The following is a 23,106-nucleotide window of genomic DNA, read 5'->3' on the forward strand; positions in this document are numbered from 1 at the left end:
ACCTCATGCTCTAAGTCTTTGATTTGGAGCCTTTAACCGCCTGAAGTCGATTCCGATTTCAGGCTAAGGGCTCTAAGCCGTCGCCGGGCTCTGCAGCCGCGTCCAGCGGCGCAGGGCCGGCCAGCGGGCGGCCAGTTCCGCCACCCCGATCAGGCCCGCCAGCATCAGCAGGGCGCTGGCGATCAGCCCCGCCTTGAACTCGTGCGGCGCGTCGGGGCGGGTGGTCATCGGGCGGACTAGCAGCAGGATCACGGCGTTGTTGGCCGCGTGAGCCCCGATGCCCAGCTCGATGCCGCCCAGCCGCAGCGCCATCCAGGTCAGGCCCGCCCCCATGGCGGCGCGGACCAGGAAGGCGTCGATATTGGGGTCGAGGTGGATGGCGGCGAACAACAAGCCGTTCAGGGCCATCAGCAGGATCGGATCACGGACATAGGCCGCGCTCTGCTTGAGCAGCCAGCCCCGGAACACCAGCTCCTCGGCCGCCGCGGCCAGGACCAGCAGGCCGATCGCCATAGCGGCGTAGAGGGTGCGGCCGACAAGGTTGGGCGCGGTGCGCCACAGCGGCGGTTCGATGGTCTGGCCGGTGACGGCGGCGACAGCCACGAGGCCGCTCATGGCCACGCCGACGATCAGCAGGCCGCCGACCAGCAGGCGCTTGCGGAAGCGGCCGCCGCTGTTGACGTATTCGGTGATCTTGCGGTGGTGGATCGCGCCGGCGGCATAGACGAAGCCGACCGCCGCGCCCAGATTGACCCCGGCCAGCACCGCCAGCAGGAACAGCGACTGTCGCGCCGAAGGATCGGTCAGGGTCGGATCGCTGAAGATCTGGAACAGGTCCCCGGCGGCCGGCGCGCCGTCCAGGCCGCTGACGATCAGCAGGGCCGCCAGGGTCGCGGTGATCGCGCCCAGCAGGGCGGCCACGGCGCCGGCCAGCACGCCGACCGGCACGGCGAACAGGCTGCGCCATGGGTCGCGATCATACGGCGACAGGTCGCCCAGAAAGGGCGAACGCCTCGCCGCCTCCAGGATATCGCCCATGCGCATCGTTCGATCGCCCTTCCCTTCGACGCCGACTAAGAGGGGGCGGCGGGCGACTTGTAAAGCGCGCGCTTGCGGCGGCGCCTCCGGGACGGCACACATCCGGTTACGGGTTGTAAGGGGAACACGATGAGCGATCGGGATTCGGGCAAGGGCGACGGTGGCGGCGCGCACCTGCACCGTCTGGTGCTGTTCTCGGACGCCGTGTTCGCCATCGCCATCACCCTCCTGGCGATCGAGATCCATCCGCCTCACGCGTGGAACGGCATTGGCGATCTGTTCGCGAAGATGGGCGTCAAGCTTTGGGCCTACGCCATCAGCTTCGCGGTCGTCGGCATCTATTGGATGAGCCACCGCCGGATTTTCGAGCGCTTGCGCGCCGCCAACGGCGTCCTCGACGTCTTGAATTTCCTGGTTCTGGCCTTGGTGGCGCTTCTGCCGCTCGGCACGGAGCTGCTGTGGGAGCAACACGGCGGACAAGCCCTGCCCATCTATGTCGGGCTGGTCGCGGCGATCGGCGTCGCGATCGCTCTTCTATGGGCCTATGCGGCGTTCATCGGCGGCTTGGCCGAGCCTACGCCCAAGGCCGAGGCGCTGTACGTCATGCTGCGCGTGGCCTTGCTCCCGGGCTTCATGTGCGGCTTGAGCTTCTTCAGCCTGGTCTACCCCTGGGGCTGGGCCGTCATGGCGGCGATCCTGCTTGGTCTTCGCTGGCTGAACGGCTGGGTGGCTCGTCTGTCGCGGGCGGAGGCCGCCGCCTGATGCGCATCGTCTCGGGCCAGTATCGCGGCAAGGCCATCGTCGCGCCGCCGGGCGACGCCACCCGCCCCACTTCCGACCGCGCGCGGCAGGCGGTTTTCAACATCCTGGAGCACGCCGCCTGGGCGCCGGAACTGCACGGCGCGCGGGTGATCGACGTGTTCGCGGGCTCCGGCGCGCTGGGTCTGGAAGCCCTGTCGCGCGGCGCCAGCTTCTGCCTGTTCGTCGAGACCGACGACGCCGCGCGCGGCGCGATCCGCGAGAACATCGACGCCATGACCCTGTTCGGCGTCACCCGCGTGCATCGCCGCGACGCCACCGACCTTGGCCCCCGTCCGGCCAGCGCCGGCGCGCCGTTCGACATCGCCTTCCTCGACCCGCCCTACGCCAGGGGCCTGGGCGAAAAGGCCGTGGCCGAGCTGAAGGCCCATGACTGGCTGGCCCCCGGCGCGATCCTGATGTTCGAGCGCGGCCGGGGCGAGCCCGATCCCGTCCTGGAGGGCTTCGAACAGATCGACGCGCGCGACTACGGCGCCGCGCGCGTCCTGTTTTTCAAGGCCCTGTAGAGTCAGCCAATAGACCCGTGTCATCCCGGAAGCCTCGAAGAGGCTATCCGGGATTCAGGGGCTAGCGGCGGTGAGGCCACCCCTGGGGCCCGGCTATTCGCTTCGCTACGGCCGGGGTGACACGAAACGGGTTAATCCGAGCCATGTCACCAGGCCTTCGCGCCTACCCGGTTGTCGAGTTGGGCGCGTAGGTTGGCCAGGCCCTGTCGCGTGATGCGATAGGGGCCGCCATCCTGGCTGGCGATCAGCCTTTTCCTCTTCAGCGACTGGAAGATCCCGACCGTGCAGTCGGTGAGGGTCCAGCCGTCGCGGGTGACGCAATAGGCCGCGATAATGCGGCCGTCCTCGTCGCGTTCGAGGTCGATCCGGCCGCCTTGGGCCAGGGCGTGCAGCGTCCTTTGCTGCGGCTTTGAGATGTTCAAGGGATTGTCCGAGAGATCGAGGCGTACGATCGCGTCCACCAGCGGGGACGCGGGCGGAAACGGGCCTGATCGACTTTCGAACCGAGGTTCGGAGCCTGTTAGGCCCGGACCTCGCGCACAATCTCGGACATGAACCACACTGGGCTTCGGATGACGCGGAGCATGGCGCCAAGGCGGGCCAAGCTCAAGCGCCCTACTGCTTCGGCTTGGCTGGCGTCGTCTGCGACACCTTCACGGGCGCGCCCGATTGGCGAGCGTCGCTGACCAGGCTGGCGCAGTCGGCGTCCTTGGCCTCGCCGGTGGTGAAGAACGGCAGCAGGGCGGCCAGCGGATTGACCAGCGAGCCCAGCGCGGCGGCGATGCCGCCCTGGCCGACGGCCTTGCTGGCGTCCAGGCCGACCTTCGGCGCCAGGAACGGGCCCTTGATGGTGATCGGCACGAACAGCCGCACCAGGCGCGGCTTCTTGCTGTCGCCCTCGATGCGGAAGTCCATCCGCTCGGTCTCGAGATTGATCGTCCCGCGCCCGCGCGCCAGCACCACGCCGGTGTCGGCCACCAGGTGGTTGGTGGTCATGACGCCGTTCTTGACCGAGAAGTCGGCGACGGCGCAGCGGACGGGCGTTTCCTTGTCGCTTTTCGACAGCAGCAGGATCAGGCCCTTGGAGGCGTTGACGCCCAGCAGCTCGGCGAAGGCCTGGCGGATCTCGCCGCGCGGGGCGACGACGGTCATTTCGCCATTGGCGGTCGAGGCCGCGCGATGGACGCTGTTCCCCACGCCGCTCAGCCTGACGCGCGCCATGACCGTGCCCGAGATGGCCGGCTTGCCCTCGCTCTGGATCGGAATGAACTCCTCCAGCCGGCCATTGGTCAGGCGCACGTCGAGATCGGTGCGCGGCACGGCCGGGCGGGCGTCCAGGCGGACCTTGCCGCGCAGGTCGCCGCGCGAGAAGGTCACGGCCAGCGGGTCCAGGGTCAGCACGCCGTTGTCGAGCACCGCGTCGACGCTGACCTTGCGCAGCGGCAGGTTGGGCGCGTTCACCGTCTCGGCGCGATAGGTGACCTTGGCGTCCATGGCGCGGACGCGCTCGGTCTGCAGGGTGGCGTCGGGCAGCAGCCGCTGGGTGGCGTCGCGCTGGGCGGCCTCGACCTTCTGGCCCGCGGAGGCGGTCTCGCCGCGGCCCGTGGCCGGCGCGGCGCCGACCAGGCTGCCCAGGTCGTCGAAGTCCAGGCGCCTGGAGCGCAGCGCCGCCTCCAGATAGGGCCGCTCGCGATCGGTCAGGACGAACATCTGGCCGGCGATGTCGCTGTCGCCGATGCGCCCGGCCAGCTTCTGGAAGTCGTATCGCGAGCCCTTGCGGACCATGTGGCCGGAGACGCGGTAGGGCGGGGTGTTGGGCAGGGTCAGGCCGGTCAGGTCGTGCAGACGGTTGAGGTCGGCGCCGGACACGGTGAGGTCGGTCTCGAAGCGCCCCAGGTCGAAGGGCCTGGTCACCTGGCCGTGGGCGACGACCCGCGTCGCGCCGGCGCGAACCTGCGCGTCGAACGGATAGGGCCGGCTGGGCGAGATGTTCAGAAGCGGCCCGCCGCTGACCTCGGCCGTGAACGGTGACTTGTTCAGGGTCCCGTCGCCCTCCAGCACGAACCGGCCGCCGCGCTCGCCGGCCCGCTCCTGGGCGTTGACGGAGCCGACGAACAGCGTGCCCCGCTGGCGGTCCTCGTAGCGCAGCTTGCCGTCGTTGATCACGAAGCGCTGGATGGCCGGCAGCTTGAGCGGCTTGTCGCTCTTGCGGGCGCCGAACGTCCAGTTGGCCTTGCCGTCCTTGTCGCGCAGCAGGCGCACGTCGGGCTTGTCCAGCGCCAGGAAGGGCATGATCACGTCGCCGCGCAGCAGCGGCAGGATCTTGACCTGTACGGCGATGCGCTGGAGCTGGACCATCTGGCCAGCCTGGGGATCGGCCTTCCGGGCCCAGTCCGGCTGGCCGATGCGGACGCCATAGGCCTCGGCCTTGGGCGAGAACGACCAGGGGTGGACCCGCAGGTCGCCGGTGATCGCCACCTCGCGCTGCAGCTGGGCCGAGGCGAAGCGGGCGAGGGGACCGCGCAGCCAGTTCCAGTCGAAGATGACCAGGAAGGCGATGATCGCCGCGGTCAGCGCCAGGGCCGATCCGATCCCGATCAGGGCGCGCCGCGACAGGCCGCGAAGCGGATGGCGGGGAGGCCTTGGCGGCAGGGGGACGTCGGCGGTCGACAGGGGCGTGGCTCCGGTTGAACCCTCCTAACGCGCGAAGGCGGTGGTCATGTTCCCTGCCAGGGCCTTCCCCTTGGCGCGACGGGCGGCTAGCGTCGCGCTCAAACAATTGTTTGATGGGGCGGAAGATGGCGATCGAGGCGGTGATCTGGGATTTCGGCGGCGTGTTCACGACCTCGCCGTTCGAGGCCTTTCGTCGCTACGAAGCCGAACGTGGGCTGCCGAAGGACTTCATCCGCACGGTCAACGCCACCGATCCCGATGTGAACGCCTGGGCCAGGTTCGAGCGCGCCGAGATCGACGCGGCGGCGTTCGATGGGCTCTTCCTCGCCGAGGCGACGCGGCTGGGCCACGCCGTGCGCGGCGCCGAGGTGCTGCCGCTGCTCTACGGCGACTTGCGGCCCCGGGTGATGGACGCGCTAAAGGCCTGCAAGGCCCGCTTCAAGGTCGGCTGCATCACCAACAATGTCCCCACCGGCCACGGTCCCGGCATGGCCCAGAGCGCCGAGAAGGCGCTGGCGGTCGGCGAGATCATGAGCCTGTTCGACGCGGTGATCGAAAGCTCCAAGGCCGGCGTCCGCAAGCCTGACCCGCGCATCTATCAGATGATGTGCGAGCTTCTGGGCGTCGCGCCGGAGGCGTGCGTCTATCTCGACGACCTGGGGATCAACTGCAAGCCGGCGGCGGCGCTTGGCATGACCGCCATCAAGGTCTCCAGCGAAGACCAGCTGCTGGCGGACCTTGCCGAAGCGACCGGATTGGCGTTCTGAGAGGGCCAGACTTTCCCGGAGGAACCATGTCCCGTCCCCGTATCGGCGCGGCCGCCGCGACCCCCCAGCTCGACGGCTGGAGTGTGGCGCCGGACCACAAGGACGCCATCAGCAAGACCTTCCGCTTCGCCGACTTCAACGAAGCCTTCGGCTTCATGACCCGCGTGGCCCTGATGGCCGACAAGCTCGATCACCACCCGGAGTGGTCCAATGTCTACAACCGCGTCGAGGTGCTGCTGACCACCCATGACGCCGACGGGGTGACGGATCTCGACGTGACGCTGGCGAAGTTCATGGACAGCGCGGCCTGAAGAATTCAAACTCCCGTTTGAATTATAATCGGGAGGACGCCGCATGGCGCAGAGCACGGGCCGGGTCGCCGGCAAGAAGGCCTTCATCACCGGCGGGGCCCAGGGCTTGGGCGCGGCGGCGGGGCGCCGGCTGGCCGAGGAGGGCGCCAAGGTCGCCCTGGCCGACCTCAACCTGGCGGGCGCCCAAGCCGTGGCCGACGAGATCAACGCCAGGCACGGCGCCAGCACGGCCTTCGCCTATCAGCTGGATGTCACCCAGGAAGACCAGTGGATCGCGGTGCTGGAAAAGGCCGTCGGCGACCTGGGCGGCCTGTCGGTGCTGGTCAACAACGCCGGGATCGGCGGCGACGGCCCGATCGAGAGCCTCGACTTCGACCTCTGGAAGAAGGTCATGTCGGTCAATGTCGACTCGGTGTTCCTGGGCGCCAAGCACGCCCTGACCCACATGCGGGCCCACCAGCCCGGCTCGATCATCAATCTGAGCTCGATCGCCGGCCTGATCGCCAACGGCAATTCGCCGGCCTACAACGCCAGCAAGGCGGCCGTCTGGCTGCTCAGCAAGAACATCGCGCTCTACTGCGCCAAGATGAAGCTCGACATCCGCTCGAACTCCATCCACCCGACCTTCATCGACACGCCGATCCTGGACGGCTTCTCGGCCCGCTTCGGCAAGGAGGAAGCCTTCGCCAAGCTGGCCCGCCAGGTGCCGATGGGCCGGATCGGCGAGCCGACCGACATCGCCAATGCGGTGCTCTATCTCGCCAGCGACGAGAGCAAGTTCATGACCGGCGCCGAGATCAAGGTCGACGGCGGCATTTCGGCGATGTGAGGCGGAAGCCCTTCTCCCCCTGCGGGAGAAGGTGTCGCCGGTAGGCGACGGATGAGGGTTGAACAACGAAAACGCCGCGACAGCCGATCGGCCGTCGCGGCGTTTCTGTCGGTGCTACCCCTCACCCGGCCCTGACGGGCCACCCTCTCCCGCAAGGGGAGAGGGGAGACGGCGCCCTACCGCGGCGCCCTTTTCGCCAGGATTCGCTGGAGCGTCCGGCGGTGCATGTTCAGGCGGCGGGCGGTTTCCGAGACATTGTGGCCGCACATCTCGTAGACGCGCTGGATGTGCTCCCACCGCACGCGATCGGCGCTCATCGGGTTTTCCGGCGGGGCGGGGGCGGCGTCCTTGGCCGCCAGCAGGGCGCGGGCGACGTCGTCGGCGTCGGCCGGCTTGGAGAGATAGTCGACCACCCCGGCCTTCACCGCCGCGACAGCGGTGGCGATGTTGCCGTAACCGGTCAGCATGATGACCTTGGCGTCGGGGCGCGCGTCGCGCACAGCCTCGACGACCTTCAGGCCCGAGCCGTCCTCGAGCCGCATGTCCAGCACCGCGTGAGCCGGCGCCTCGGCGCGCAGGATCGTCAGCGCCTCCGCCACGGAAGCCGCCAGCGTCACTTCGAACCCGCGCTGCTCCAGGGCGCGGCCGAGACGGGTCCGCAGCGGGCCGTCGTCGTCCAACAGAAGCAGAGTCTTGTCCGGCAGCGCCGAAACCAGCTCACCGATATCCGCCATGAAGTCAGCGCCTCCCCGCGCTAATATTCAACGCGCCAAGTCCTCGCACCATCCTTCCGCGCATCCGCACCATAACTCAAGCCCCTGTATAGCCAGGGGCTTCGAGCGCGGCGCGCGGCCAACGCGCGGACACCACGGCGCCGCCGCGACGTCCATTACGGAAATCCACCGTCGCCCCGGTCCGTTCCAGCAAGGTCTTGGCGATGAAGAAGCCCAGGCCCATGCCGATATGGCCGGTACGCGAACCTTCCGCGCCCGGACGCGTGGTCACGTACGGTTCGCCCAGCTTGGCCAGCACCTCGGGCGAGAAGCCGGGGCCGTCGTCGCGGGCCTCGATCACGATGTGGCGCGGGTCGAAGCGGGCGATGACGATCACCTCGCTGCGGGCGAAATCGACGGCGTTCTCGACGATCGAGGTCATGGCGTGGATGATCTCGGGCCGGCGCCAGATGTCGGGGGCGGTCTCGCCCGACGGCCCGTTGACGACGGCCTCCACCCGGATGCCGTGGACCAGGTGCGGCTCGATGACGTCCTGCACCAGCTGCACCAGGCTCATGCGCTCGTGGACGGCGTCCTGGGCCTCGGGCATCTCGGTCAGGCGCTGCAGGATCTCGCGGCAGCGGGCGGCCTGGCCGATCAGCAGCTCGGCGTCCTCGCGGACCTCCTCGTTGGTCGTGTTGCGCGCCATCTCGCGCGCGACGACCGAGATGGTGGCCAGGGGCGTGCCCAGCTCGTGCGCCGCCGCCGCCGCCAACGCTCCCAGGGCCGACAGCCGCTGCTCGCGGGCCAGCACCGTCTCGGTGACGTTCAGGGCCAGCTCCATGCGGGCGGACTCGCTGGCGGCCTGCCAGGCGTAGGCGGCGGTCAGGATGATGCCGACGATCCGCGCCGTCACCACGAACCACAGCGTCAGCGGATTGGGCGCGAACGGGATCGGCTCGCCGTTGATGCTGGGCAGCGGCATGTGGAAGATCGCCAGCAGGATCGAGGCGGCGATCGCCAGGGCGCCCAGGGCGATCGCATAGCGCGCCGGCAGGGTCGCGGCCGCCAGGGTGACCGGCGCGATCAGCAGCAGGGCGAAGGGATTGTGCGCCCCGCCGGTCAGATAGATCAGGGCCGACAGCTGCAGGATGTCGAAGGCGATCTGGGCGGTGGCCTCGCCGTCGCGGGCCAGTCTCTGGCCGTTCGAGGCCAGGCCCAGCAGGACGTTCAGCCAGGCCGACAGCGCCACGAGCGTGAAGCACATCGCCCAGGGCACGTGCATCTTCAAGGCCAGGCCCGAGATCAGCAGGGCGGTGGTCTGGCCGACCACCCAGGCCCAGCGCTGGGCCAGCAGCGTCCGCACTCTCAGCCGGCTGCGACGAAGACCCGGCGCCGTCCAGCTCCAGGCGTCGTCTTGCGTCGGCTCGTCACCCGGCCTATCGAGCCCGCTGCGGCGTTGATCCTCGGGCGTTCCAGCGAACGAGACGTCAGCCATGACTGCAGGATTGTCCAGATTTGCGCGCTTTGCGAGTGCAAAAGGCCGATCCAGAACAAAAGGATGCACAGCCCATGCCGCGTCAACGCCTCGTCCTGATCGTCGTCTGCCTTCTGGGCCTGCTTGTCGTCGGCGGCCTGGCCTGGCGCGCCAACAGCCTGCGCGAGCCGCCCGCCGCCGCCGCCGTGGGCGGTCCCTTCCAGCTGGTCGACCAGAACGGTGCCCCGGCGACGGAAAAGGTGCTGAAGGGCAAGTGGAGCGCGGTGTTCTTCGGCTTCACCTACTGCCCTGATGTCTGCCCCGGCACGCTGCAGGGCCTGGCGGCCGCCACGGAATTGCTCGGCCCGCAGGCCAAGGACCTGCAGATCGTCTTCGTCTCGATCGATCCCGAGCGCGACACCCCCGCCCAGATGAAGGCCTACCTGTCGGCCGACTATGTGCCGAAATCGACGATCGGCCTGACCGGGACGCAAGGTCAGGTCGACGCCGCCGCCAAGGCCTACAAGGTCTATTACGCCAAGGTCGGGACGGGGCCGGGCTACACCATGGACCACTCGACGGCGATCTACCTGATGGACCCCAAGGGCCGCTTCAGGACGGTGATCCCCTACAACCAGCCGCCGGCCGACATCGCCGCGCGGATCAAGGCGGCGATGGACTAGGCCTGAGGGCTTCGGTCTTTCGGGCGCCGCCCCGCGAAGCTAAGCTCGAAATGTCCGCTTCCACCGAGGTTGGCTTTGCCGCTCTTTCTCCTCGTTCCCTTCGCGGTGTTTTTCGGATGCGTGCTGGGCCAGTTCTATCTTGTCCGGAAGGTCCGACGCGCTCTGGTCGCCCGCCATCCCGCGCTGTGGCTACAGCTTTCCGATAAAGCCTTGTTCATCGACAACGCGATCTTCAGCTTCGTTTTGAAGAAGCGGGACAAGGCGCTCGGTGATCCCGCCCTGAGCGCGATCACCGGCCGCATGCGCAAGCTGCAGATCGTCGCCATCGTGGCTTGGGCGGCATACGGGATCGGCATTGTCACCGCCGGCTTTCGCTAGGCGCCGTCAGGCCAGGCTGTCGCGGCGCGAAATGCGTTCGAGGGATAGACTCCTTTAGGCTTCGATATGCTATGCTGCGATGCAACATAGCGGATGCGCCATGCTCTACGCCCTGCACGAGGCGGCCTACTACGCCTCCACCCCGATGCGCCTCGCGGCGCTGGCGGCCCGGGACTTCTGGGGATCGCCGCTGAATCCGGCCGGTGAGACGGCCGTGGGCCGGCGCATGCGCGCCGGCGCGGACCTGTTCGCCAACGTCACCCGGCGCTACGGCAAGCCCAAGTGGAACATCGACAAGGTCAAGGTCGGCCAGGTCGACGTCCGCGTCCGCCCGACCGTGGTCTGGGAAAGTCCGTGGGCGCGTCTCGTGCAGTTCGACCGCGACATGGCCGACATGCGTCGCGCCGGCAAGTTCTCGCTGGATCCGGCGGTGCTGATCGTCGCGCCGCTATCGGGCCACTACGCCACCTTGCTGCGCGGCACGGTCGAGGCCTTCCTGCCCGACCACGCCGTGTTCATCGTCGACTGGGTCAACGCCCGCGAGGTCTCGGTCCTGGAAGGCCGCTTCGACTTCCACGACTATATCGACCACGTGATCCAGATGCTGGAGGTGCTGGGGCCGCGTCCGAACGTGGTCGCCGTCTGCCAGCCCGGCCCGCCGGTCCTGGCCGCCGCCGCCCTGATGGCCGAGCAGAACCATCCCTCGCGCCCGGCCAGCATGACCTTCATGGGCTCGCCGATCGACGCGCGCCTGTCGCCGACCGTCACCAACCAGCTGGCCGAGGAAAAGCCGTTCACCTGGTTCCAGTCGAACATGATCTACACCGTGCCGCCGCCCTATGTCGGCGCGGGCCGGCGCGTCTATCCGGGCTTCGTCCAGCTGGCCAGCTTCATGAGCATGAACGCCGAGCGCCACCAGGAAGCCCACCGCCGCTATTTCAACGACCTGGTGAAAGGCGACGGGGACAGCGCCGACAAGCACCTGGAGTTCTACGACGAGTACCTGTCGGTCCTGGACCTGACCGAGGAGTTCTATCTCCAGACCATCGACATCGTCTTCCAGCAGCACCTGCTGCCCAAGGGCGAGCTGACGCATCGCGGGACGCGGGTGAAGCCCGAGGCGATCACCGACATCGGCCTGATGACGGTCGAGGGCGAGAACGACGACATCTCCGGCATCGGCCAGACCCAGGCCGCCCATGGCCTGTGCCCGAACATCCCCGAGGCCATGAAGCTGGACTACGTCCAGCCCAGCGTCGGCCACTACGGCGTGTTCAACGGTCGTCGGTTCCGCGAGGAGATCTATCCCCGCGTGCGAAAGTTCATCCGCAAGTGCGATCCGCATTTCGCGGAAGAAGCTTGAGGTTCGCGAACGGATACGGCCAAGTCCGGTCATGTCCGACCAAAAAGTTTCGCTGATCGACCGGCTGGCGAACCTCAGCTTCCGCACGAAGCTATTTGCCGTGGCGGTGGTCTACATGTTCTCCATGTTTGGCGTTTCGGAAGCAGGCGGCGGTGAGGCGGCGCTCCGGTTCTGGTTCGCCTCGGCCCTGCCTCTGGTCTGGCTGGCGACCCTCGCCCTTCATTGGCTTTCACTGCGGCCCAGGCCCCCTATGGGGGCAGCCGTTCGAGGCTTAGTCGAGCAGGCTCGCGCGCGGCCACTGATCGCCACGTTCTACGGCGTCGCAGCAGTGGCGATTGAAGTATTCGTCGTGGCTGAGGCGCTCGGGCGGCCGCTGTTTCCCGCCGTCTAGGGTCTTGCGCGGGCTGGGCTGGGGGCCGATCTAGCGGACAATGGCCTTCTTCATGTCGAAAACCGCATCGACACGCTTTGCCGACGGCGATCGGCTGGAGATCGGCGGCTGGCCGGTCCGGCTGCGGGTCGATGGCCGGGCGCGGCGGGTGTCGTTGCGCGTCGATCGGGCCAGGTCCGAGATCGTCGCCCTGGCGCCCCATCCCAAGCGGCTGAACGAGGCCGTGGCCTTCGCCCAGGAAAAGTCCGGCTGGATCGCCAAGCAGCTGGCGGCCCTGCCCCAGCGGATGAGCCTGGCCCCCGGTGGCGTGCTGAGGCTGAACGACAAGCCCTATCGCCTCGAGGTCGGCCCCGGCCGGGCCCGAATGGAAGCGGACCGCATCGTCGCGCCCGACGATCCCAACTGGGGACTGAAGGTCATCCGCCTGGCCAAGCGCGAGGCCTTGAGCGTGCTGACCGAGCGCACCGCCGTCCACGCCGCGGCGCTGAGCCGGCCCATGCCGTCGGTGGCGGTGGCCGACCCGAAGGCCCGCTGGGGCTCGTGCCGGCCGGCGACGCAGCGCGCCCCGGCGGCGATCCGCTACAGCTGGCGGCTGATCCTGGCCCCGGCGGCGGTGGCCGACTATGTCGCCGCCCACGAATGTGCGCACCTTATCGAGGCGAACCACGGGCCGAGGTTCTGGGCGCTGTGCGAGCGGTTGGCGGGCGATCCGGCCCCGCACCGGGCGTGGCTCCGGGCCCACGCGGCGGAGCTGCACGCGATCGGGGCGTGAGGGCTGGCGCTGCCCCCTCCGTCGCCCGAAGGGCCGGAGGGGGCTTCGCTAACTAGTAAGGCAGCTGCCCCGGAGGCGGCGCCGCTCCTGCCGGTGTTTCCGCAGCGGGACCTTCGGGCGTGGGGTTGATCAGGTCGCCGATCGGGTCGGGCGCTTGCGGCGGCGGGGCGACACCGCCGGGGATCGGGGTGGCCTTCAGGCGCGGCAGGGCCGCGGTCATGAACGTGCGCCAGATCTCGGCCGGGGCGCCGCCCCCGGTGACGCGGCGCATGGTGGTGTTGTCGTCCTTGCCGGTCCAGACGGCGGTCACGAAGCCGCCGGTGTAGCCGACGAACCAGGCGTCGCGATAATCGCTGGTCGTGCCCGTCTTGCCGGCGATGTCGTAGCCGGGGACGTTGGCGCGCGTCCCGGTGCCCGAGGTCACGACCTCGCGCATCATCTGGTTCATGTACTGCAGGCCCGGCGAGCCGATCACCGCGGCGCGAGCCTGCTTGTCGACATTGTGGTCGTACAGGACCTTGCCCTTGGCCGTGCGGATGCGCTCGATGCCGTAGCCCTTGGCCAGGAAGCCCCCGTTCGAGAACGGCGCGTAGGCCTGGGCCAGCTCCATCGGGGAGACCTCGACGGCGCCCAGGGCCATCGACGGGTCCAGCTGGATCTTGCTGGTGATGCCGAGGCGTCGGGCGGTGTTGGCGACGTTGCTGGTGCCGACCTCGCTGGCCAGGCGCGCGGCGACGGTGTTGATCGACTGGGCCAGGGCCGTCTGCATGGTGATCTGGCCGAGGTACTTGCCCGTGTAGTTGCGCGGCTCCCAGTTGCCGATCTTCACCGGCTCGTCGACCACCATCATGTCGGGCGTGCGGCCCTGCTCCATGGCGGTCAGGTAGACGAACGGCTTGAAGGCCGAACCGGCCTGGCGGCGGGCGGTGGTGGCGCGGTCGAACTGGCTGTCGGCGTAGTCGGCCCCGCCGACATAGGCGCGGATGCGGCCCTCGCCGTCGATGGCCACCAGCGCCGACTGCTGGACGCCCTGCTTCTCATAGGCTTCCACGCCCTGCTTCACCGCGCGCTCGGCGGCGACCTGGATCGGCAGGTCCAGGGTGGTCTCGACCACAAGGTCCTCGGTCGGTTCGCCGACCAGCGAGCGGACCTGGGCGTCGATATAGTCGGTGAAGTACTGGGCGCGCTGGTTGGCCAGGGTGGCCGAGACCTGCACCGGGGTGCTGAAGGCCTGGTCGCGCTGCTCGGGCGTGATGGCCTTGATGCGCACCATCTCGTCGAGGACGATCGTGGCGCGGCGGGCGGCGCGGTCCTTGGCCGAGACCGGCGAATAGCGGGCGGGGCCCTTCATCATGCCGGCCAGCAGGGCGGCCTCGCCGACCGACAGCTCCTTGGCGGGCTTGTTGAAATAGCGCTGCGAGGCGGCCTCAATGCCATAGGCGCCGGCGCCGAAATAGACCCGGTTCATATAGAGGGCCAGGATCTGCTTCTTGGAGAACTTCATCTCCAGCCAGACGGCCAGGATCAGCTCCTGGGCCTTGCGGCGGTAGTTCTGGGCTGGGCTCAGGAACAGGTTGCGGGCCAGCTGCTGGGTGATGGTCGAGCCGCCGCGCTGGGGACCGTCGTGGGTGGCGTTCCACACGGCCGAGCGGATGATGCCCCAGGGGTTGAAGCCGAAGTGGTGGTAGAACTGGCGGTCCTCGATCGCCACGAAGGCGGCGGGCACATATTCGGGCAGGGCGTCGATGTCGACCGGCGGCGCGTACTGGCTGCCGCGCACGGCCAGGAGGGCGCCCGAGCGATCCAGATAGTTGATCGAGGGCTGGCGCTTGACGTCGTACAGGGTCGAGGTGTCGGGCAGGTCGCGCGCGAACACCGCGAAGAAGGCCACGACGAAGATCAGGCCCCAGACGCCCAGCACCGCGCCCCAATAGACCAGGGCCTGAAGCGGAGTGCGTTGCGGCTTCGCCGGCTTGTTTCCGCCGAAGGGTCCGTTCGCCATCTTGGTATCGTTCCTGCGCGCGCCGGGGGTCTTGAGCGCGATCCGTTTAGCCGAACCCCACAGAACGCGCGACAAGATTGACGAGATATGAACGCGGCGGTTTTCAGGCCGTTCGAGCCTGCCCGGTCCAGAGAAACGCCGGCGCCTGCGATCCTGCCTTGGCGGCGCGCGGCCGGACCGCCATAACCACGCCCGTGTACGTTCCTCCCGAATCCCCAGAGCTCGATCAGGCGCGCGACGTCCTGCGCCGCACGTTCGGCCACGCCGACTTCCGCGGCATGCAGGCGGGGGTGGTCAATGAGATCCTGGCCGGGCGCAGCGCCATGGCCGTGCTGCCGACCGGCGGCGGCAAGAGCCTCTGCTACCAGATCCCGTCGCTGATCCGGCCGGGCGTCGGCCTCGTCGTGTCGCCGCTGATCGCCCTGATGGCCGACCAGGTCCAGGGCCTGCGCCAGGCGGGCGTGGCGGCCGAGCGGCTGGACAGCAACATCTCTCTGGACGAGCGCTCGGACATCTGGCGGCGGATCGACGCCGGCGAGGTGGACCTGCTCTATCTCTCGCCCGAAGGCCTGATGCAGCCCTGGATGCTGGAGCGCCTGTCGCGCACGCCGCTCGCCTTGGTCGCGGTCGACGAGGCCCACTGCGTCAGCCAGTGGGGCCACGACTTCCGGCCCGAATACCGGATGCTGGGGCGGCTCGCGGAGCTCTTCCCCGACGTCCCGCGCCTGGCCGTCACCGCCACGGCCGACGCCCGCACCCGCGACGACATCCGCGCCGAGCTGCGCCTGGACGGCGCGGCCGAGTTCGTCGACAGCTTCGCCCGGCCGGAACTGGCGCTGAGCGCCGAGCGCAAGCGCGGCAAGGGGCACGACCGGGTTGTTGAGCTGGTGCTGGAGCGCCGGGGGCGTTCCGGCGTGGTCTACGCCGGCTCGCGCGACGCGACCGAGAAGCTGGCCGAGAAGCTGAACGCCGAGGGCGTGCCGGCCCTGGCCTATCACGCCGGCCTCGACAAGGCCGTCCGCGCCCGCCGGCTGGAAGACTTCCTGGAGGCAGATGCCGCGGTGATGGTGGCCACGATCGCCTTCGGCATGGGCGTCGACAAGCCCGACGTCCGCTTCGTGATCCACGCCGATCCCCCCGCCGCCATCGAGGCCTATTGGCAGGAGGTCGGCCGCGCCGGCCGCGACCGCCAGCCGGCCGAGGGCATCACCCTCTACGGCTCGGCCGATATGGCCTGGGCCGGGCGCCGGATCGAGACTCGCGAGGCGCCGGACGAGGTCAAGCAGGTCCAGTCGCGTAAGCTGCGCCAGTTCTACGCCATGCTCGAAGGCGTCACCTGCCGGGCGGCGGCGGTGCGGCGCTATTTCGGCGAGGAGGGGGTGGCGCGCTGCGGGGTCTGCGACATCTGCGTCTCGCCGCCGGCTGCGACCGACGCCACCGAGGCGGCGCAGAAGGCCCTGTCCGCCGTCCATCGCCTGGGCGGGCGGCTGGGGCGCGGACGGGTGATCGAGCACCTTCTGGGCAAGACCAAGGACGTCACCCCCAGCGAGGCCCAGCTGCCGACCTTCGGCATCGGCCGCGAAATGAGCCAGCCCGCCTGGCGCGACCTGTTCGACACCCTGATCTTCGAAGGCCTGCTGCGCGAGGACCCCAATGACGGCCGGCCGCTGATCGGCCTGGGCGACGTCGAGGGCGTGCGCCAGGTCTATCGCGGCGAGCGGCGCGTGGCCCTGCGCCAGATGGTCGACGCGCCCGAGACCGTCCGGGCGTCCGGCGCGCGCAAGCGCCGCGAAGGCAAGGCGCTCTCGATCCCGGCCGACAACCAGGTGCTGTTCGACGCCCTGCGCGCCTGGCGCAAGGAGGCCGCGCAGCTGCAGCACGTGCCGCCCTACGTCATCTTCCACGACGCCACCCTGGCCGAGATCGCCGCCGCCAGGCCGGCCACCCTCGCCGCCCTGGGCAAGGCCGGCGGCGTGGGGCAGGGCAAGCTCGATCGCTATGGCGAGGCGGTTTTGAAGGTCGTTCGGGAGAACTAAAGCGGCGCGGACGTGTTAGACTGGCTCAAGCCGAGGAGCCTCCCCATGACCGACGTCACCAGTTTCACCCCCGACATGTCTTCCGCCCTGGACAACGCCGAGAAGACGGCGAGCGACAAGACCAAGCGCGCCAAGGACGCGGTCAGCAAGGCCGTGAAGTCCGCGCGCGCGACCGCGGCGGAAGTGGCCGAGCAGACCCGCACCTTCGCCGCCGAAAAGGCCAAGGTCGGCGCGGCCTGGACCCGCGAAAAGGCCGAGGTGGCCCATCATGTCGCCGAGGAGCGCCCGATCGCCGTGGCCCTGGGCGCCTTCGCCATCGGCCTGGGCGTCGGTTTCCTGATCGCCCGCAATCTCGACTAGCTCCTTCACGGCCTGACCGTGTCAGGTCGTGAGGTCTAGTCTTGTTTTGGCGCATTGTTCTTCACGCGAACCGGGACCACTTCGCGCGAAAAATGCTTGCTAGAGACTGAGGCGCTCGGCGTTCACGCCCGCCGCCCGCAAGGCGGCGAGGCGGGCGAACGCCAGCGTCAGGGCCTTGCGACGCGCCGGCGCCAGAGGGGCGAGCGGCGCCTCGCGCACGACCGCCCCGCCAAAGCCGTCGGCCACCAGCAGGCCCGGCTCGTCTGGCAGCACGCCGTCCGGAAAGTTCGGCGCAACGGCGAAGTAGAAGGCGTCGCAGAACGGCGCGTACTCGCCCCATTTCCGATCGACCCGAAAGTCCTCGAGCCCCGATTTCACCTCGACAATCAGCACGTCGCCCTTGGGACCCAGCGCCATCAGGTCGGCGCGGCGGCCGTTGGGCAGCGTCACCTCGGCCAGCGGCGCATAGCCCAGGTCGACGAGCAGCCGCGCCGCCCCGCGCGTGACGGAGAGGGTGGTTTCGGGGCGGCTCTGCAGCTGGATGATCACGTCCACGCCGCAATCATGTTCCAGCTTTGTTCGCGGATCAAGTCCGCGGACTTAAACACAAGGCCGCCGACGCATCGGATGCGCCGGCGGCCAATGTTCGCCCGGGTTGGGTCGTCCCGCGATCAGTTCGTCTTCTGGCTCGCCGTCTTCGCGGCCTTGTCGATGACATTGGCGACCGCTTCCGGCTGGCTGAGGAAGACGACGTGGCTGCCCTTGATCTCGACGGTCTGGGCGCCGATGCGGGCGGCGGTCTTACGCAGCAGCTTCGGATCGATGGCGCCGTCCTCGGTCGCCACGATGAAAGAGCTGGGCTTCACGCGCCAGGCGGCCTTGGTGACCTTGTCACCGAAGGCGGACATGGCGATCGGAACCTGGGAGTCGCGCATGAAGGCCGCGTCCGCGTCGCTGACGTCGCCGGCGAAACCGGACTTGAACTTGGCCAGGTTGACGAAGCCGAAGCCGTCCGACTGGGTCTCGATGACGAAGCCGGGAGGGGCGGGGATTTCGGCGAACTGGTCGCCGGTCGACTCGCCGGTGTCGGGCGCCAGGGCGGCGACATAGACCAGGCCAGCGACCTTGGGGTCATTGCCGGCTTCGGTGATCACCGTGCCGCCGTAGGAGTGGCCGACCAGGATGGTCGGGCCGTCCTGGCGGGCCAGGACGCGTCGGGTCGCGGCGACGTCGTCGGCCAGGGAGGTCAGGGGGTTCTGGACGACGCTGACCTTGTAGCCCTTGGCGGTCAGGCGGTCGTAGACCCCGCGCCAGCCCGACCCGTCGGCGAAGGCGCCGTGGACCAGGACGACGTTATGGACGTTCGCCGGAATGGTCTGGGCTTGCGCGGCGGAGGCCAGGCCGGCGAAGGCGGCCGCGGCGATCAGAATGGTGCGGAACGATCGGGTCATGGGTGTCTCCTCTCAATCTTTTGCGATATCGTTTATCGCGATAATTATCTTGTAGTGGCGGCATTCGGCCGCGTCCAGCAAAAAATTATCGCGATATGTTTTATTGCCGCTCGCGCCTATATAGGGGACAGGAGACCACCATGACCGACACGCCCCCGCTCCCCCTCGACGGCCAGCTCTGCTACGCCATCTACTCCGCCGGCATCGCCATCCAGAGGACCTACAAGCCTCTGCTCGATGGCCTCGGCCTGACCTACCCGCAGTATCTGGTGCTGAACCTGCTGTGGGCCGAGGACGGTCAGCCGGTGGGCCGTCTCGCCGACCGGCTGGCGCTGGAGTCCAGCACCCTGACGCCCCTGCTCAAGCGTCTCGAGGCCGGGGGCATGGTGCGGCGCGCGCGCAATCCCGATAACGAGCGCCAGGTGATCATCACCCTGACCCCGGCGGGACGCGATCTGCGTCAGAAGGCGGGCTGTCTGGCCGCGGCCCTGCTCGAGGCGTCGGGCCATGCGCCCGACGACCTGAACGCCCTCAACGATCGAATTCGCCAGCTGCGCGACGACATCTATCGGGGCGCGGGCGGCTGGCGCGCGGGGGCGGAGCCTGACGAGACCTGAACGCCGGGCAGGTCAGGCGCCCCTGGGCTCGTAGACCACGCGGCACTCGCCGTCGATCGTCGTGTAGCGATGGCTGGCGGCGTCGACGAACGAGATCCGGCCCTCGTCGTATTCGACCTTGCCGGTCGAGCGACCCTTGAAGGTTTCGGTCCCGTAGCTCCAGCAGGTGATGTCGGCTGGGCGATCGGTCCAGGTCGCGTCGTTGCGGGCGCGCTTGCTGTCGGTGCAGGCGGTGGTGGCCACGAGGCCGGCGAGGGCGAGGCAGATCAGGGCGGCTTTCATGTCCGCACTGTTCCACGCCATGGTCCGCGCCGAAAGCCCGACTTGGCGCCCGTCTTACGGGGTCGGCTGCTTGGTCTGGCGCAGCATGCCGACGTCGTAGCCCAGCGCCTTGGCGCGAGCGGTCAGCGCCTCGCGATCGGCGGGCGTCGGCAGCCGGCGCGACAGCAACCAGAGATATTTGCCCGAGCCCTCGCCGACGATCGCCCAGCTGTAGTCGTCGGCGCGGTCAAGGACCCAATAGTCACCGAAGAACGGACCGAAGAAGCTGACCTTCAGCTTGGCGTTGGTGGTGGTGTCGACGATCTTGGCCTTGCCTTCGGCCGTCTTCACCGGGCCGTCCAGCGCGCCCTGGCGGCAGGTGTTCAGCACCCGGATCAGGCCGTCGGTGCGCTTGGAATATTCGGCGGTGACGCCTTCGCAGCCCTTCTCGAACCGCATGTCGTAGCGCGCGACCTCGTACCACTTGCCCAGATAGCGATCGAGCTCGACGGCCTTGGCCGGCTGCGGCGGGTTCGGATTACCGCTGGGACCGGACACGCAGGCGCTCAGCGCCAGGACGAGCGGCAGGGCGAGAAGGGCGGCGCGCATGGAAGCTCCGGGAATAAAGGCGATCGACCGAGGTTACGATGCAAGGCGCGCCGCGGACGCAGCGGGACCGTGAAACGACGACCGCCCCGCCGGGGTTCCGACGGGGCGGCGCTGCGCCGGGCAGGGTGGTGGGACGCCCTATTCGGCGGCGATGCTGACCGCCGAAACGGGTCGGTCCTTGAAGTTGATCGCCTGCAGGTGGCGGATGCCTTCCTCGGCGATGTCGTCGCCGACCATCCGCTCGCCCTCGCTCTTCAGTTCATCGAGGTCGACGTACATGGCGTAGAAGGCCCGCGTGCGGTCGGTGATGATGCCGGCGTTGAGCAGCGTCTTGACCAGCACCCGGAAGATGTTTGTCTGCTCCTTCATGTTCTCGCGACGCACGTCGTCGGTCATGATCTTCCCGTACTCCTCGACCACCTTGTCGGGGTCCAGGCCGAACTCGGCGTAGAGGTCGAGCTGCTGGTGCGGGGAGACCAGGTTGAACAGCAGGGTCTGGAAGCAGTGCGCGGCCCAGTCCTCGATGATCGCGTGCTCCTCGGCCGAGAGCTTGGGCACCGTGCGGTCGGCCCAGATCTTCCCGAACTTGTGGTGGAAGGCCTCGTCGGTCATCACCAGCTGCAAGAGCTTCTTCCCGACCGGGTCGTGGATCGTGTTGTAGAAGGTGGCGAAGGCGCCCATGGCCAGGCCCTCGACCAGCATCTGCATGCCGATGATCTTCTTGTAGACCTCCGGCGCGCCGATGATCTCGACCAGCAGGCTCTTCAGGGCCGGGCCGCACTCGACCGGCCGCCCCCAGCGGGCCTTGATGTACTTGGCGAAGGCCGTGACGTGGCGAGCCTCCTCGCGCGTCTGGTTGGCGGCGTATTCCTGCGCGCCCTGGTCCTTCAGCACGTGGCACAGGCTGGCCGACAGGTTCAGCGCGCCCTGCTCGCCGTGCAGGATCGACGAGAAGTTCCGCAGCACCGACTGGTTGATGAAGCGGATGCGCTGCTTGGGATCGGACAGGTGGTTGGAGACGTAGTCGGTCGACAGGGCGATGACCATGTCCTCGGGAACCAGCGCCTGGTTCTCCATGTCGAACGGCTCGTCGAAGTCGATATAGGCCTTGTCCAGCGGATCCCAGAAGTGGTCATGGGTCGCGGAGATGATCTTGTCGAAGGCGGTCGAGCGGTTCTCGTACCGATCGAGCTCGAGCATCGCCTCGAAGTCGTCCGGCGCCACCGCGTCGTACATGGCGTCCTTGGTGATGTTCTTGTCCGTCATGGCGTGGCTCCCTAATCGCCCCGTGTCATGGCTTTGAGCGACATGGCTTGTGACGGGTCCGTCTTGCGCGGATCCTCGTCGATCTGAACACTGTCAACTCAAGGCTTGACGCGGGTCAAATTAAAAATGACGGAGGCGTCAGGTTTGTTGGCCAAGAGGGGCTTGGAGGCGGAATGAGACTCTTCGTGCTGACAGGAGCGGGCGTCTCGGCCGAGAGCGGCCTGGGCACCTTCCGCGACAAGGATGGCGTCTGGACGAGGTACGACCTCCGAGACGTCGCCACGCCCGAGGGCTTCGCGCGCGACCGGGCCCTGGTCCGCGCCTTCTACAACGCGCGCCGCGCCAATCTCGCCGACGCCGCGCCCAATGCGGCGCACGTGGCGCTCGCCAAGCTGGAAGCGGACCTCTCCGCGCGGAGCGGCGAGCTCTATCTCTGCACCCAGAACGTCGATGACCTGCACGAAAAGGCCGGCTCGCGGCGCGTGGTCCACATGCACGGCGAGCTGGGCGTGACCCGCTGTGACCACTGCCAGGCGCTGAAGCCCGACATGACGCCCTTGACCGCCGAGGCCGTCTGCGAGGCCTGCGGCCTGGCGGACGGCGCGAGGCCGCATGTGGTCTGGTTCGGCGAGATGCCGCTGTTCCTGGACGAGATCGACGAGGCCCTGTCGCGCGCCGACCTGTTCGTCTCGATCGGCACGTCTGGCTCGGTCTACCCCGCCGCCGGCTTTGTGGCGCAAGCGCGGGCGATGGGCGTGGCGACCTGCGAGATCAATCTGGAGCCCTCGGCCAACGCCTACATGTTCGACGACAAGCTCTACGGTCCTGCGAGCGAGGTCGTGCCGGCCTGGGTGGAACGGGTGCTGAACGGCCTCTAGCGCCCCTCCAGCGCCGCCAGCACCGCCGGTTGCAGGCGGGCCAGTTCGGCGAGCCGCTCGACCAGGGCTTCCTTGCTATCCACCGCCAGGCCGTCGCGCAGGCGGGCCATGCGGTCGCGGACCTTCCCGAGATCGGCGGCGTTGGCGGCGGCGACCACGGCCGCCTGGTGCTTGCAGGCGCCGAACTTCTCGAAGCCGGGGCAGGTGCAGGTTCCGTCGCCCGCTGGGGCCCACAGCTGCACGACATAGAGGTCGCCGACGCTGCCGGTGACGTGGGCGGTGACCTTCTCGTCCTCGATCGCCACGAGGTCGACATCGCCCTTCTCGGCCATTGCGACGCCGGTGTCGAACCAGCGCTCGTCCATCCGTTCGCGCCAGGCTTCGGTGTCGAAGAAGCTCATGCCTCGTCCTCGATGCGGTGGATGTCGTCGTCCGACAGGCCGAAATGGTGGCCGATCTCGTGGACCAGCACGTGCGTGATCAGGTCGCCGAGGCTGACGTCGCCGCGCTCGACCCATTCGTCGAGGATCGGCCGACGGTACAGGAACACCCGCGACGGCTGGGTCGCGAAGTCCAGCACCGAGCGCTGGGACAGGTCGACGCCCTGGTAAAGGCCGGTCAGCTCGAACGGATCCTGGATGCCCAGGGCGTCCAGCACCTCCTCGTCGGGGAAGTCGTCGACCCGGATCACGACCTCGCCGGCCAGCTGTCTAAAGCCGTCGGGCAGGGCGTCGAAGGCCGCCTTGCCGAGGGCGGCGAAGTCGTCCAGCGACGGGGCGAGGCGGTCGGACCAGGTCATGGACTCCACATAGAGCGATTGGCGGACGGCGCCATAGCTCTTCTCCGATCTTCCCGGCGAATGCCGGGACCCAGATCGAGGGCGCCGGGATCTGACGGCCTGTCTGA

At 68.6% G+C, this 23,106-nt stretch carries 27 protein-coding genes; 14 read left to right on the forward strand and 13 right to left on the reverse strand.

Features of this window, described 5'->3' with window-relative positions; all coding sequences use genetic code 11:
* Positions 1–72 precede the first annotated feature (72 nt).
* Positions 73–1,044 (reverse strand): CPBP family intramembrane glutamic endopeptidase, encoded by a 972-nt coding sequence (locus DI526_RS11765; RefSeq protein WP_304277842.1) that lies wholly within the window; start codon positions 1,042–1,044, stop codon positions 73–75.
* A 123-nt stretch (positions 1,045–1,167) separates the two neighbouring features.
* Between DI526_RS11765 and DI526_RS11770 the strand changes: the two genes are divergently transcribed.
* Together DI526_RS11770 and rsmD are read left to right on the forward strand one after the other, a co-directional pair.
* Complete coding sequence (locus DI526_RS11770) at positions 1,168–1,800, forward strand: TMEM175 family protein (RefSeq protein WP_304277843.1); 633 nt, start codon at positions 1,168–1,170, stop codon at positions 1,798–1,800.
* Positions 1,800–2,363: a 16S rRNA (guanine(966)-N(2))-methyltransferase RsmD gene (gene rsmD, locus DI526_RS11775; protein ID WP_304277845.1), complete on the forward strand. Its 564-nt coding sequence runs from the start codon at positions 1,800–1,802 to the stop codon at positions 2,361–2,363. Before DI526_RS11770 ends, rsmD begins: the two co-directional genes overlap by 1 nt.
* A gap of 146 nt (positions 2,364–2,509) precedes the next feature.
* Here the strand turns inward: rsmD and DI526_RS11780 are convergent, their stop codons facing one another.
* Together DI526_RS11780 and DI526_RS11785 are read right to left on the reverse strand one after the other, a co-directional pair.
* Positions 2,510–2,785: a YjhX family toxin gene (locus DI526_RS11780; RefSeq protein WP_304277847.1), complete on the reverse strand. Its 276-nt coding sequence runs from the start codon at positions 2,783–2,785 to the stop codon at positions 2,510–2,512.
* Between the two features lie 193 nt (positions 2,786–2,978).
* A complete protein-coding gene (locus DI526_RS11785; RefSeq protein ID WP_369691988.1) occupies positions 2,979–5,036 on the reverse strand; it encodes an AsmA family protein in 2,058 nt (685 codons plus the stop codon).
* Positions 5,037–5,161: 125 nt separating this feature from the next.
* On the opposite strand from DI526_RS11785, the gene DI526_RS11790 reads away from it, so the two are divergent.
* The 3 genes from DI526_RS11790 to DI526_RS11800 are packed head-to-tail and all read left to right on the forward strand — an operon-like array spanning position 5,162 to position 6,943.
* Positions 5,162–5,803 (forward strand): HAD-IA family hydrolase, encoded by a 642-nt coding sequence (locus DI526_RS11790; RefSeq protein ID WP_304277928.1) that lies wholly within the window; start codon positions 5,162–5,164, stop codon positions 5,801–5,803.
* A gap of 26 nt (positions 5,804–5,829) precedes the next feature.
* Positions 5,830–6,114: a 4a-hydroxytetrahydrobiopterin dehydratase gene (locus tag DI526_RS11795; RefSeq protein ID WP_304277849.1), complete on the forward strand. Its 285-nt coding sequence runs from the start codon at positions 5,830–5,832 to the stop codon at positions 6,112–6,114.
* A 43-nt stretch (positions 6,115–6,157) separates the two neighbouring features.
* A complete protein-coding gene (locus DI526_RS11800; protein ID WP_304277852.1) occupies positions 6,158–6,943 on the forward strand; it encodes an SDR family oxidoreductase in 786 nt (261 codons plus the stop codon).
* Between the two features lie 176 nt (positions 6,944–7,119).
* On the opposite strand, the gene spdR is transcribed toward DI526_RS11800, so the two are convergent.
* A complete protein-coding gene (gene spdR / locus DI526_RS11805) occupies positions 7,120–7,677 on the reverse strand; it encodes a stationary phase response regulator transcription factor SpdR (RefSeq protein ID WP_304277854.1) in 558 nt (185 codons plus the stop codon).
* A gap of 76 nt (positions 7,678–7,753) precedes the next feature.
* Positions 7,754–9,154, reverse strand: coding sequence for an ActS/PrrB/RegB family redox-sensitive histidine kinase (locus DI526_RS11810; protein WP_304277857.1), 1,401 nt, complete (start codon positions 9,152–9,154; stop codon positions 7,754–7,756).
* Positions 9,155–9,228: 74 nt separating this feature from the next.
* Here DI526_RS11810 and DI526_RS11815 point away from each other — a divergent pair, with 74 nt between their 5' ends.
* The 5 genes from DI526_RS11815 to DI526_RS11835 all read left to right on the forward strand — a co-directional run bounded on the left by DI526_RS11815 (position 9,229) and on the right by DI526_RS11835 (position 12,720).
* On the forward strand, positions 9,229–9,816 hold the full coding sequence (locus tag DI526_RS11815; RefSeq protein WP_304277861.1) for an SCO family protein: 588 nt from the start codon (positions 9,229–9,231) through the stop codon (positions 9,814–9,816).
* A gap of 75 nt (positions 9,817–9,891) precedes the next feature.
* Positions 9,892–10,194: a hypothetical protein gene (locus tag DI526_RS11820; RefSeq protein WP_304277864.1), complete on the forward strand. Its 303-nt coding sequence runs from the start codon at positions 9,892–9,894 to the stop codon at positions 10,192–10,194.
* A gap of 100 nt (positions 10,195–10,294) precedes the next feature.
* A complete protein-coding gene (locus tag DI526_RS11825) occupies positions 10,295–11,557 on the forward strand; it encodes a polyhydroxyalkanoate depolymerase (RefSeq protein WP_304277866.1) in 1,263 nt (420 codons plus the stop codon).
* Positions 11,558–11,588: 31 nt separating this feature from the next.
* Positions 11,589–11,948, forward strand: a complete 360-nt coding sequence (locus DI526_RS11830) for a hypothetical protein (RefSeq protein ID WP_304277869.1) — start codon at positions 11,589–11,591, stop codon at positions 11,946–11,948.
* A 52-nt stretch (positions 11,949–12,000) separates the two neighbouring features.
* Entirely contained in the window at positions 12,001–12,720 is a 720-nt protein-coding gene (locus DI526_RS11835; RefSeq protein ID WP_304277872.1) for a SprT family zinc-dependent metalloprotease, read from the forward strand.
* 52 nt (positions 12,721–12,772) lie between these two features.
* Here the strand turns inward: DI526_RS11835 and DI526_RS11840 are convergent, their stop codons facing one another.
* Entirely contained in the window at positions 12,773–14,722 is a 1,950-nt protein-coding gene (locus tag DI526_RS11840) for a transglycosylase domain-containing protein (protein WP_304277875.1), read from the reverse strand.
* 194 nt (positions 14,723–14,916) lie between these two features.
* On the opposite strand from DI526_RS11840, the gene recQ reads away from it, so the two are divergent.
* Positions 14,917–16,758, forward strand: coding sequence for a DNA helicase RecQ (recQ, locus tag DI526_RS11845; protein WP_304277877.1), 1,842 nt, complete (start codon positions 14,917–14,919; stop codon positions 16,756–16,758).
* A gap of 45 nt (positions 16,759–16,803) precedes the next feature.
* Positions 16,804–17,118: a hypothetical protein gene (locus DI526_RS11850; protein ID WP_304277880.1), complete on the forward strand. Its 315-nt coding sequence runs from the start codon at positions 16,804–16,806 to the stop codon at positions 17,116–17,118.
* Between the two features lie 99 nt (positions 17,119–17,217).
* Here the strand turns inward: DI526_RS11850 and mmcB are convergent, their stop codons facing one another.
* Positions 17,218–17,673, reverse strand: a complete 456-nt coding sequence (gene mmcB, locus DI526_RS11855) for a DNA repair putative endonuclease MmcB (protein ID WP_304277883.1) — start codon at positions 17,671–17,673, stop codon at positions 17,218–17,220.
* A 116-nt stretch (positions 17,674–17,789) separates the two neighbouring features.
* Positions 17,790–18,569 carry an alpha/beta fold hydrolase gene (locus DI526_RS11860; protein WP_304277886.1) on the reverse strand — a complete coding sequence of 260 codons (780 nt, stop codon included), beginning with the start codon at positions 18,567–18,569 and terminating at the stop codon, positions 17,790–17,792.
* 140 nt (positions 18,570–18,709) lie between these two features.
* On the opposite strand from DI526_RS11860, the gene DI526_RS11865 reads away from it, so the two are divergent.
* Positions 18,710–19,186: a MarR family winged helix-turn-helix transcriptional regulator gene (locus tag DI526_RS11865; protein WP_304277889.1), complete on the forward strand. Its 477-nt coding sequence runs from the start codon at positions 18,710–18,712 to the stop codon at positions 19,184–19,186.
* Between the two features lie 12 nt (positions 19,187–19,198).
* On the opposite strand, the gene DI526_RS11870 is transcribed toward DI526_RS11865, so the two are convergent.
* The 3 genes from DI526_RS11870 to DI526_RS11880 form a co-directional block, all read right to left on the reverse strand.
* Positions 19,199–19,468: a hypothetical protein gene (locus tag DI526_RS11870; RefSeq protein WP_304277891.1), complete on the reverse strand. Its 270-nt coding sequence runs from the start codon at positions 19,466–19,468 to the stop codon at positions 19,199–19,201.
* Positions 19,469–19,522: 54 nt separating this feature from the next.
* Positions 19,523–20,056, reverse strand: a complete 534-nt coding sequence (locus tag DI526_RS11875; RefSeq protein WP_304277894.1) for a lipocalin family protein — start codon at positions 20,054–20,056, stop codon at positions 19,523–19,525.
* Positions 20,057–20,194: 138 nt separating this feature from the next.
* Positions 20,195–21,322 carry a ferritin-like domain-containing protein gene (locus tag DI526_RS11880; RefSeq protein ID WP_304277897.1) on the reverse strand — a complete coding sequence of 376 codons (1,128 nt, stop codon included), beginning with the start codon at positions 21,320–21,322 and terminating at the stop codon, positions 20,195–20,197.
* 173 nt (positions 21,323–21,495) lie between these two features.
* On the opposite strand from DI526_RS11880, the gene DI526_RS11885 reads away from it, so the two are divergent.
* Positions 21,496–22,200, forward strand: coding sequence for an NAD-dependent deacylase (locus DI526_RS11885; protein ID WP_304277900.1), 705 nt, complete (start codon positions 21,496–21,498; stop codon positions 22,198–22,200).
* Here the strand turns inward: DI526_RS11885 and DI526_RS11890 are convergent.
* Both DI526_RS11890 and DI526_RS11895 read right to left on the reverse strand, forming a co-directional pair.
* Positions 22,197–22,601, reverse strand: a complete 405-nt coding sequence (locus DI526_RS11890; RefSeq protein ID WP_304277904.1) for an SWIM zinc finger domain-containing protein — start codon at positions 22,599–22,601, stop codon at positions 22,197–22,199. The two genes, DI526_RS11885 and DI526_RS11890, sit on opposite strands and share 4 nt — an antisense overlap.
* Positions 22,598–22,999 (reverse strand): metallopeptidase family protein, encoded by a 402-nt coding sequence (locus DI526_RS11895; RefSeq protein ID WP_304277907.1) that lies wholly within the window; start codon positions 22,997–22,999, stop codon positions 22,598–22,600. The genes DI526_RS11890 and DI526_RS11895 overlap by 4 nt, the downstream gene beginning before the upstream one ends.
* Positions 23,000–23,106: the final 107 nt, after the last annotated feature.

This window comes from Caulobacter segnis (genome assembly GCF_003243465.1).
Classification (GTDB): Bacteria; Pseudomonadota; Alphaproteobacteria; order Caulobacterales; family Caulobacteraceae; genus Caulobacter; species Caulobacter segnis_A.

Bases quoted from the DNA above. Each gene is read 5' to 3' on its own strand.
- DI526_RS11880 (WP_304277897.1), bottom strand. From the start codon at position 21,322: ATGACGGACAAGAACATCACCAAGGACGCCATGTACGACGCGGTGGCG.
- DI526_RS11835 (WP_304277872.1), top strand. From the start codon at position 12,001: ATGTCGAAAACCGCATCGACACGCTTTGCCGACGGCGATCGGCTGGAG.
- DI526_RS11800 (WP_304277852.1), top strand. From the start codon at position 6,158: ATGGCGCAGAGCACGGGCCGGGTCGCCGGCAAGAAGGCCTTCATCACC.
- DI526_RS11770 (WP_304277843.1), top strand. From the start codon at position 1,168: ATGAGCGATCGGGATTCGGGCAAGGGCGACGGTGGCGGCGCGCACCTG.
- DI526_RS11790 (WP_304277928.1), top strand. From the start codon at position 5,162: ATGGCGATCGAGGCGGTGATCTGGGATTTCGGCGGCGTGTTCACGACC.
- DI526_RS11830 (WP_304277869.1), top strand. From the start codon at position 11,589: ATGTCCGACCAAAAAGTTTCGCTGATCGACCGGCTGGCGAACCTCAGC.
- DI526_RS11795 (WP_304277849.1), top strand. From the start codon at position 5,830: ATGTCCCGTCCCCGTATCGGCGCGGCCGCCGCGACCCCCCAGCTCGAC.
- DI526_RS11825 (WP_304277866.1), top strand. From the start codon at position 10,295: ATGCTCTACGCCCTGCACGAGGCGGCCTACTACGCCTCCACCCCGATG.
- DI526_RS11870 (WP_304277891.1), bottom strand. From the start codon at position 19,468: ATGAAAGCCGCCCTGATCTGCCTCGCCCTCGCCGGCCTCGTGGCCACC.
- spdR (WP_304277854.1), bottom strand. From the start codon at position 7,677: ATGGCGGATATCGGTGAGCTGGTTTCGGCGCTGCCGGACAAGACTCTG.
- rsmD (WP_304277845.1), top strand. From the start codon at position 1,800: ATGCGCATCGTCTCGGGCCAGTATCGCGGCAAGGCCATCGTCGCGCCG.
- DI526_RS11765 (WP_304277842.1), bottom strand. From the start codon at position 1,044: ATGCGCATGGGCGATATCCTGGAGGCGGCGAGGCGTTCGCCCTTTCTG.
- DI526_RS11875 (WP_304277894.1), bottom strand. From the start codon at position 20,056: ATGCGCGCCGCCCTTCTCGCCCTGCCGCTCGTCCTGGCGCTGAGCGCC.
- DI526_RS11815 (WP_304277861.1), top strand. From the start codon at position 9,229: ATGCCGCGTCAACGCCTCGTCCTGATCGTCGTCTGCCTTCTGGGCCTG.
- DI526_RS11810 (WP_304277857.1), bottom strand. From the start codon at position 9,154: ATGGCTGACGTCTCGTTCGCTGGAACGCCCGAGGATCAACGCCGCAGC.
- DI526_RS11850 (WP_304277880.1), top strand. From the start codon at position 16,804: ATGACCGACGTCACCAGTTTCACCCCCGACATGTCTTCCGCCCTGGAC.
- DI526_RS11865 (WP_304277889.1), top strand. From the start codon at position 18,710: ATGACCGACACGCCCCCGCTCCCCCTCGACGGCCAGCTCTGCTACGCC.
- DI526_RS11860 (WP_304277886.1), bottom strand. From the start codon at position 18,569: ATGACCCGATCGTTCCGCACCATTCTGATCGCCGCGGCCGCCTTCGCC.
- DI526_RS11890 (WP_304277904.1), bottom strand. From the start codon at position 22,601: ATGAGCTTCTTCGACACCGAAGCCTGGCGCGAACGGATGGACGAGCGC.
- DI526_RS11885 (WP_304277900.1), top strand. From the start codon at position 21,496: ATGAGACTCTTCGTGCTGACAGGAGCGGGCGTCTCGGCCGAGAGCGGC.
- DI526_RS11895 (WP_304277907.1), bottom strand. From the start codon at position 22,999: ATGACCTGGTCCGACCGCCTCGCCCCGTCGCTGGACGACTTCGCCGCC.
- DI526_RS11840 (WP_304277875.1), bottom strand. From the start codon at position 14,722: ATGGCGAACGGACCCTTCGGCGGAAACAAGCCGGCGAAGCCGCAACGC.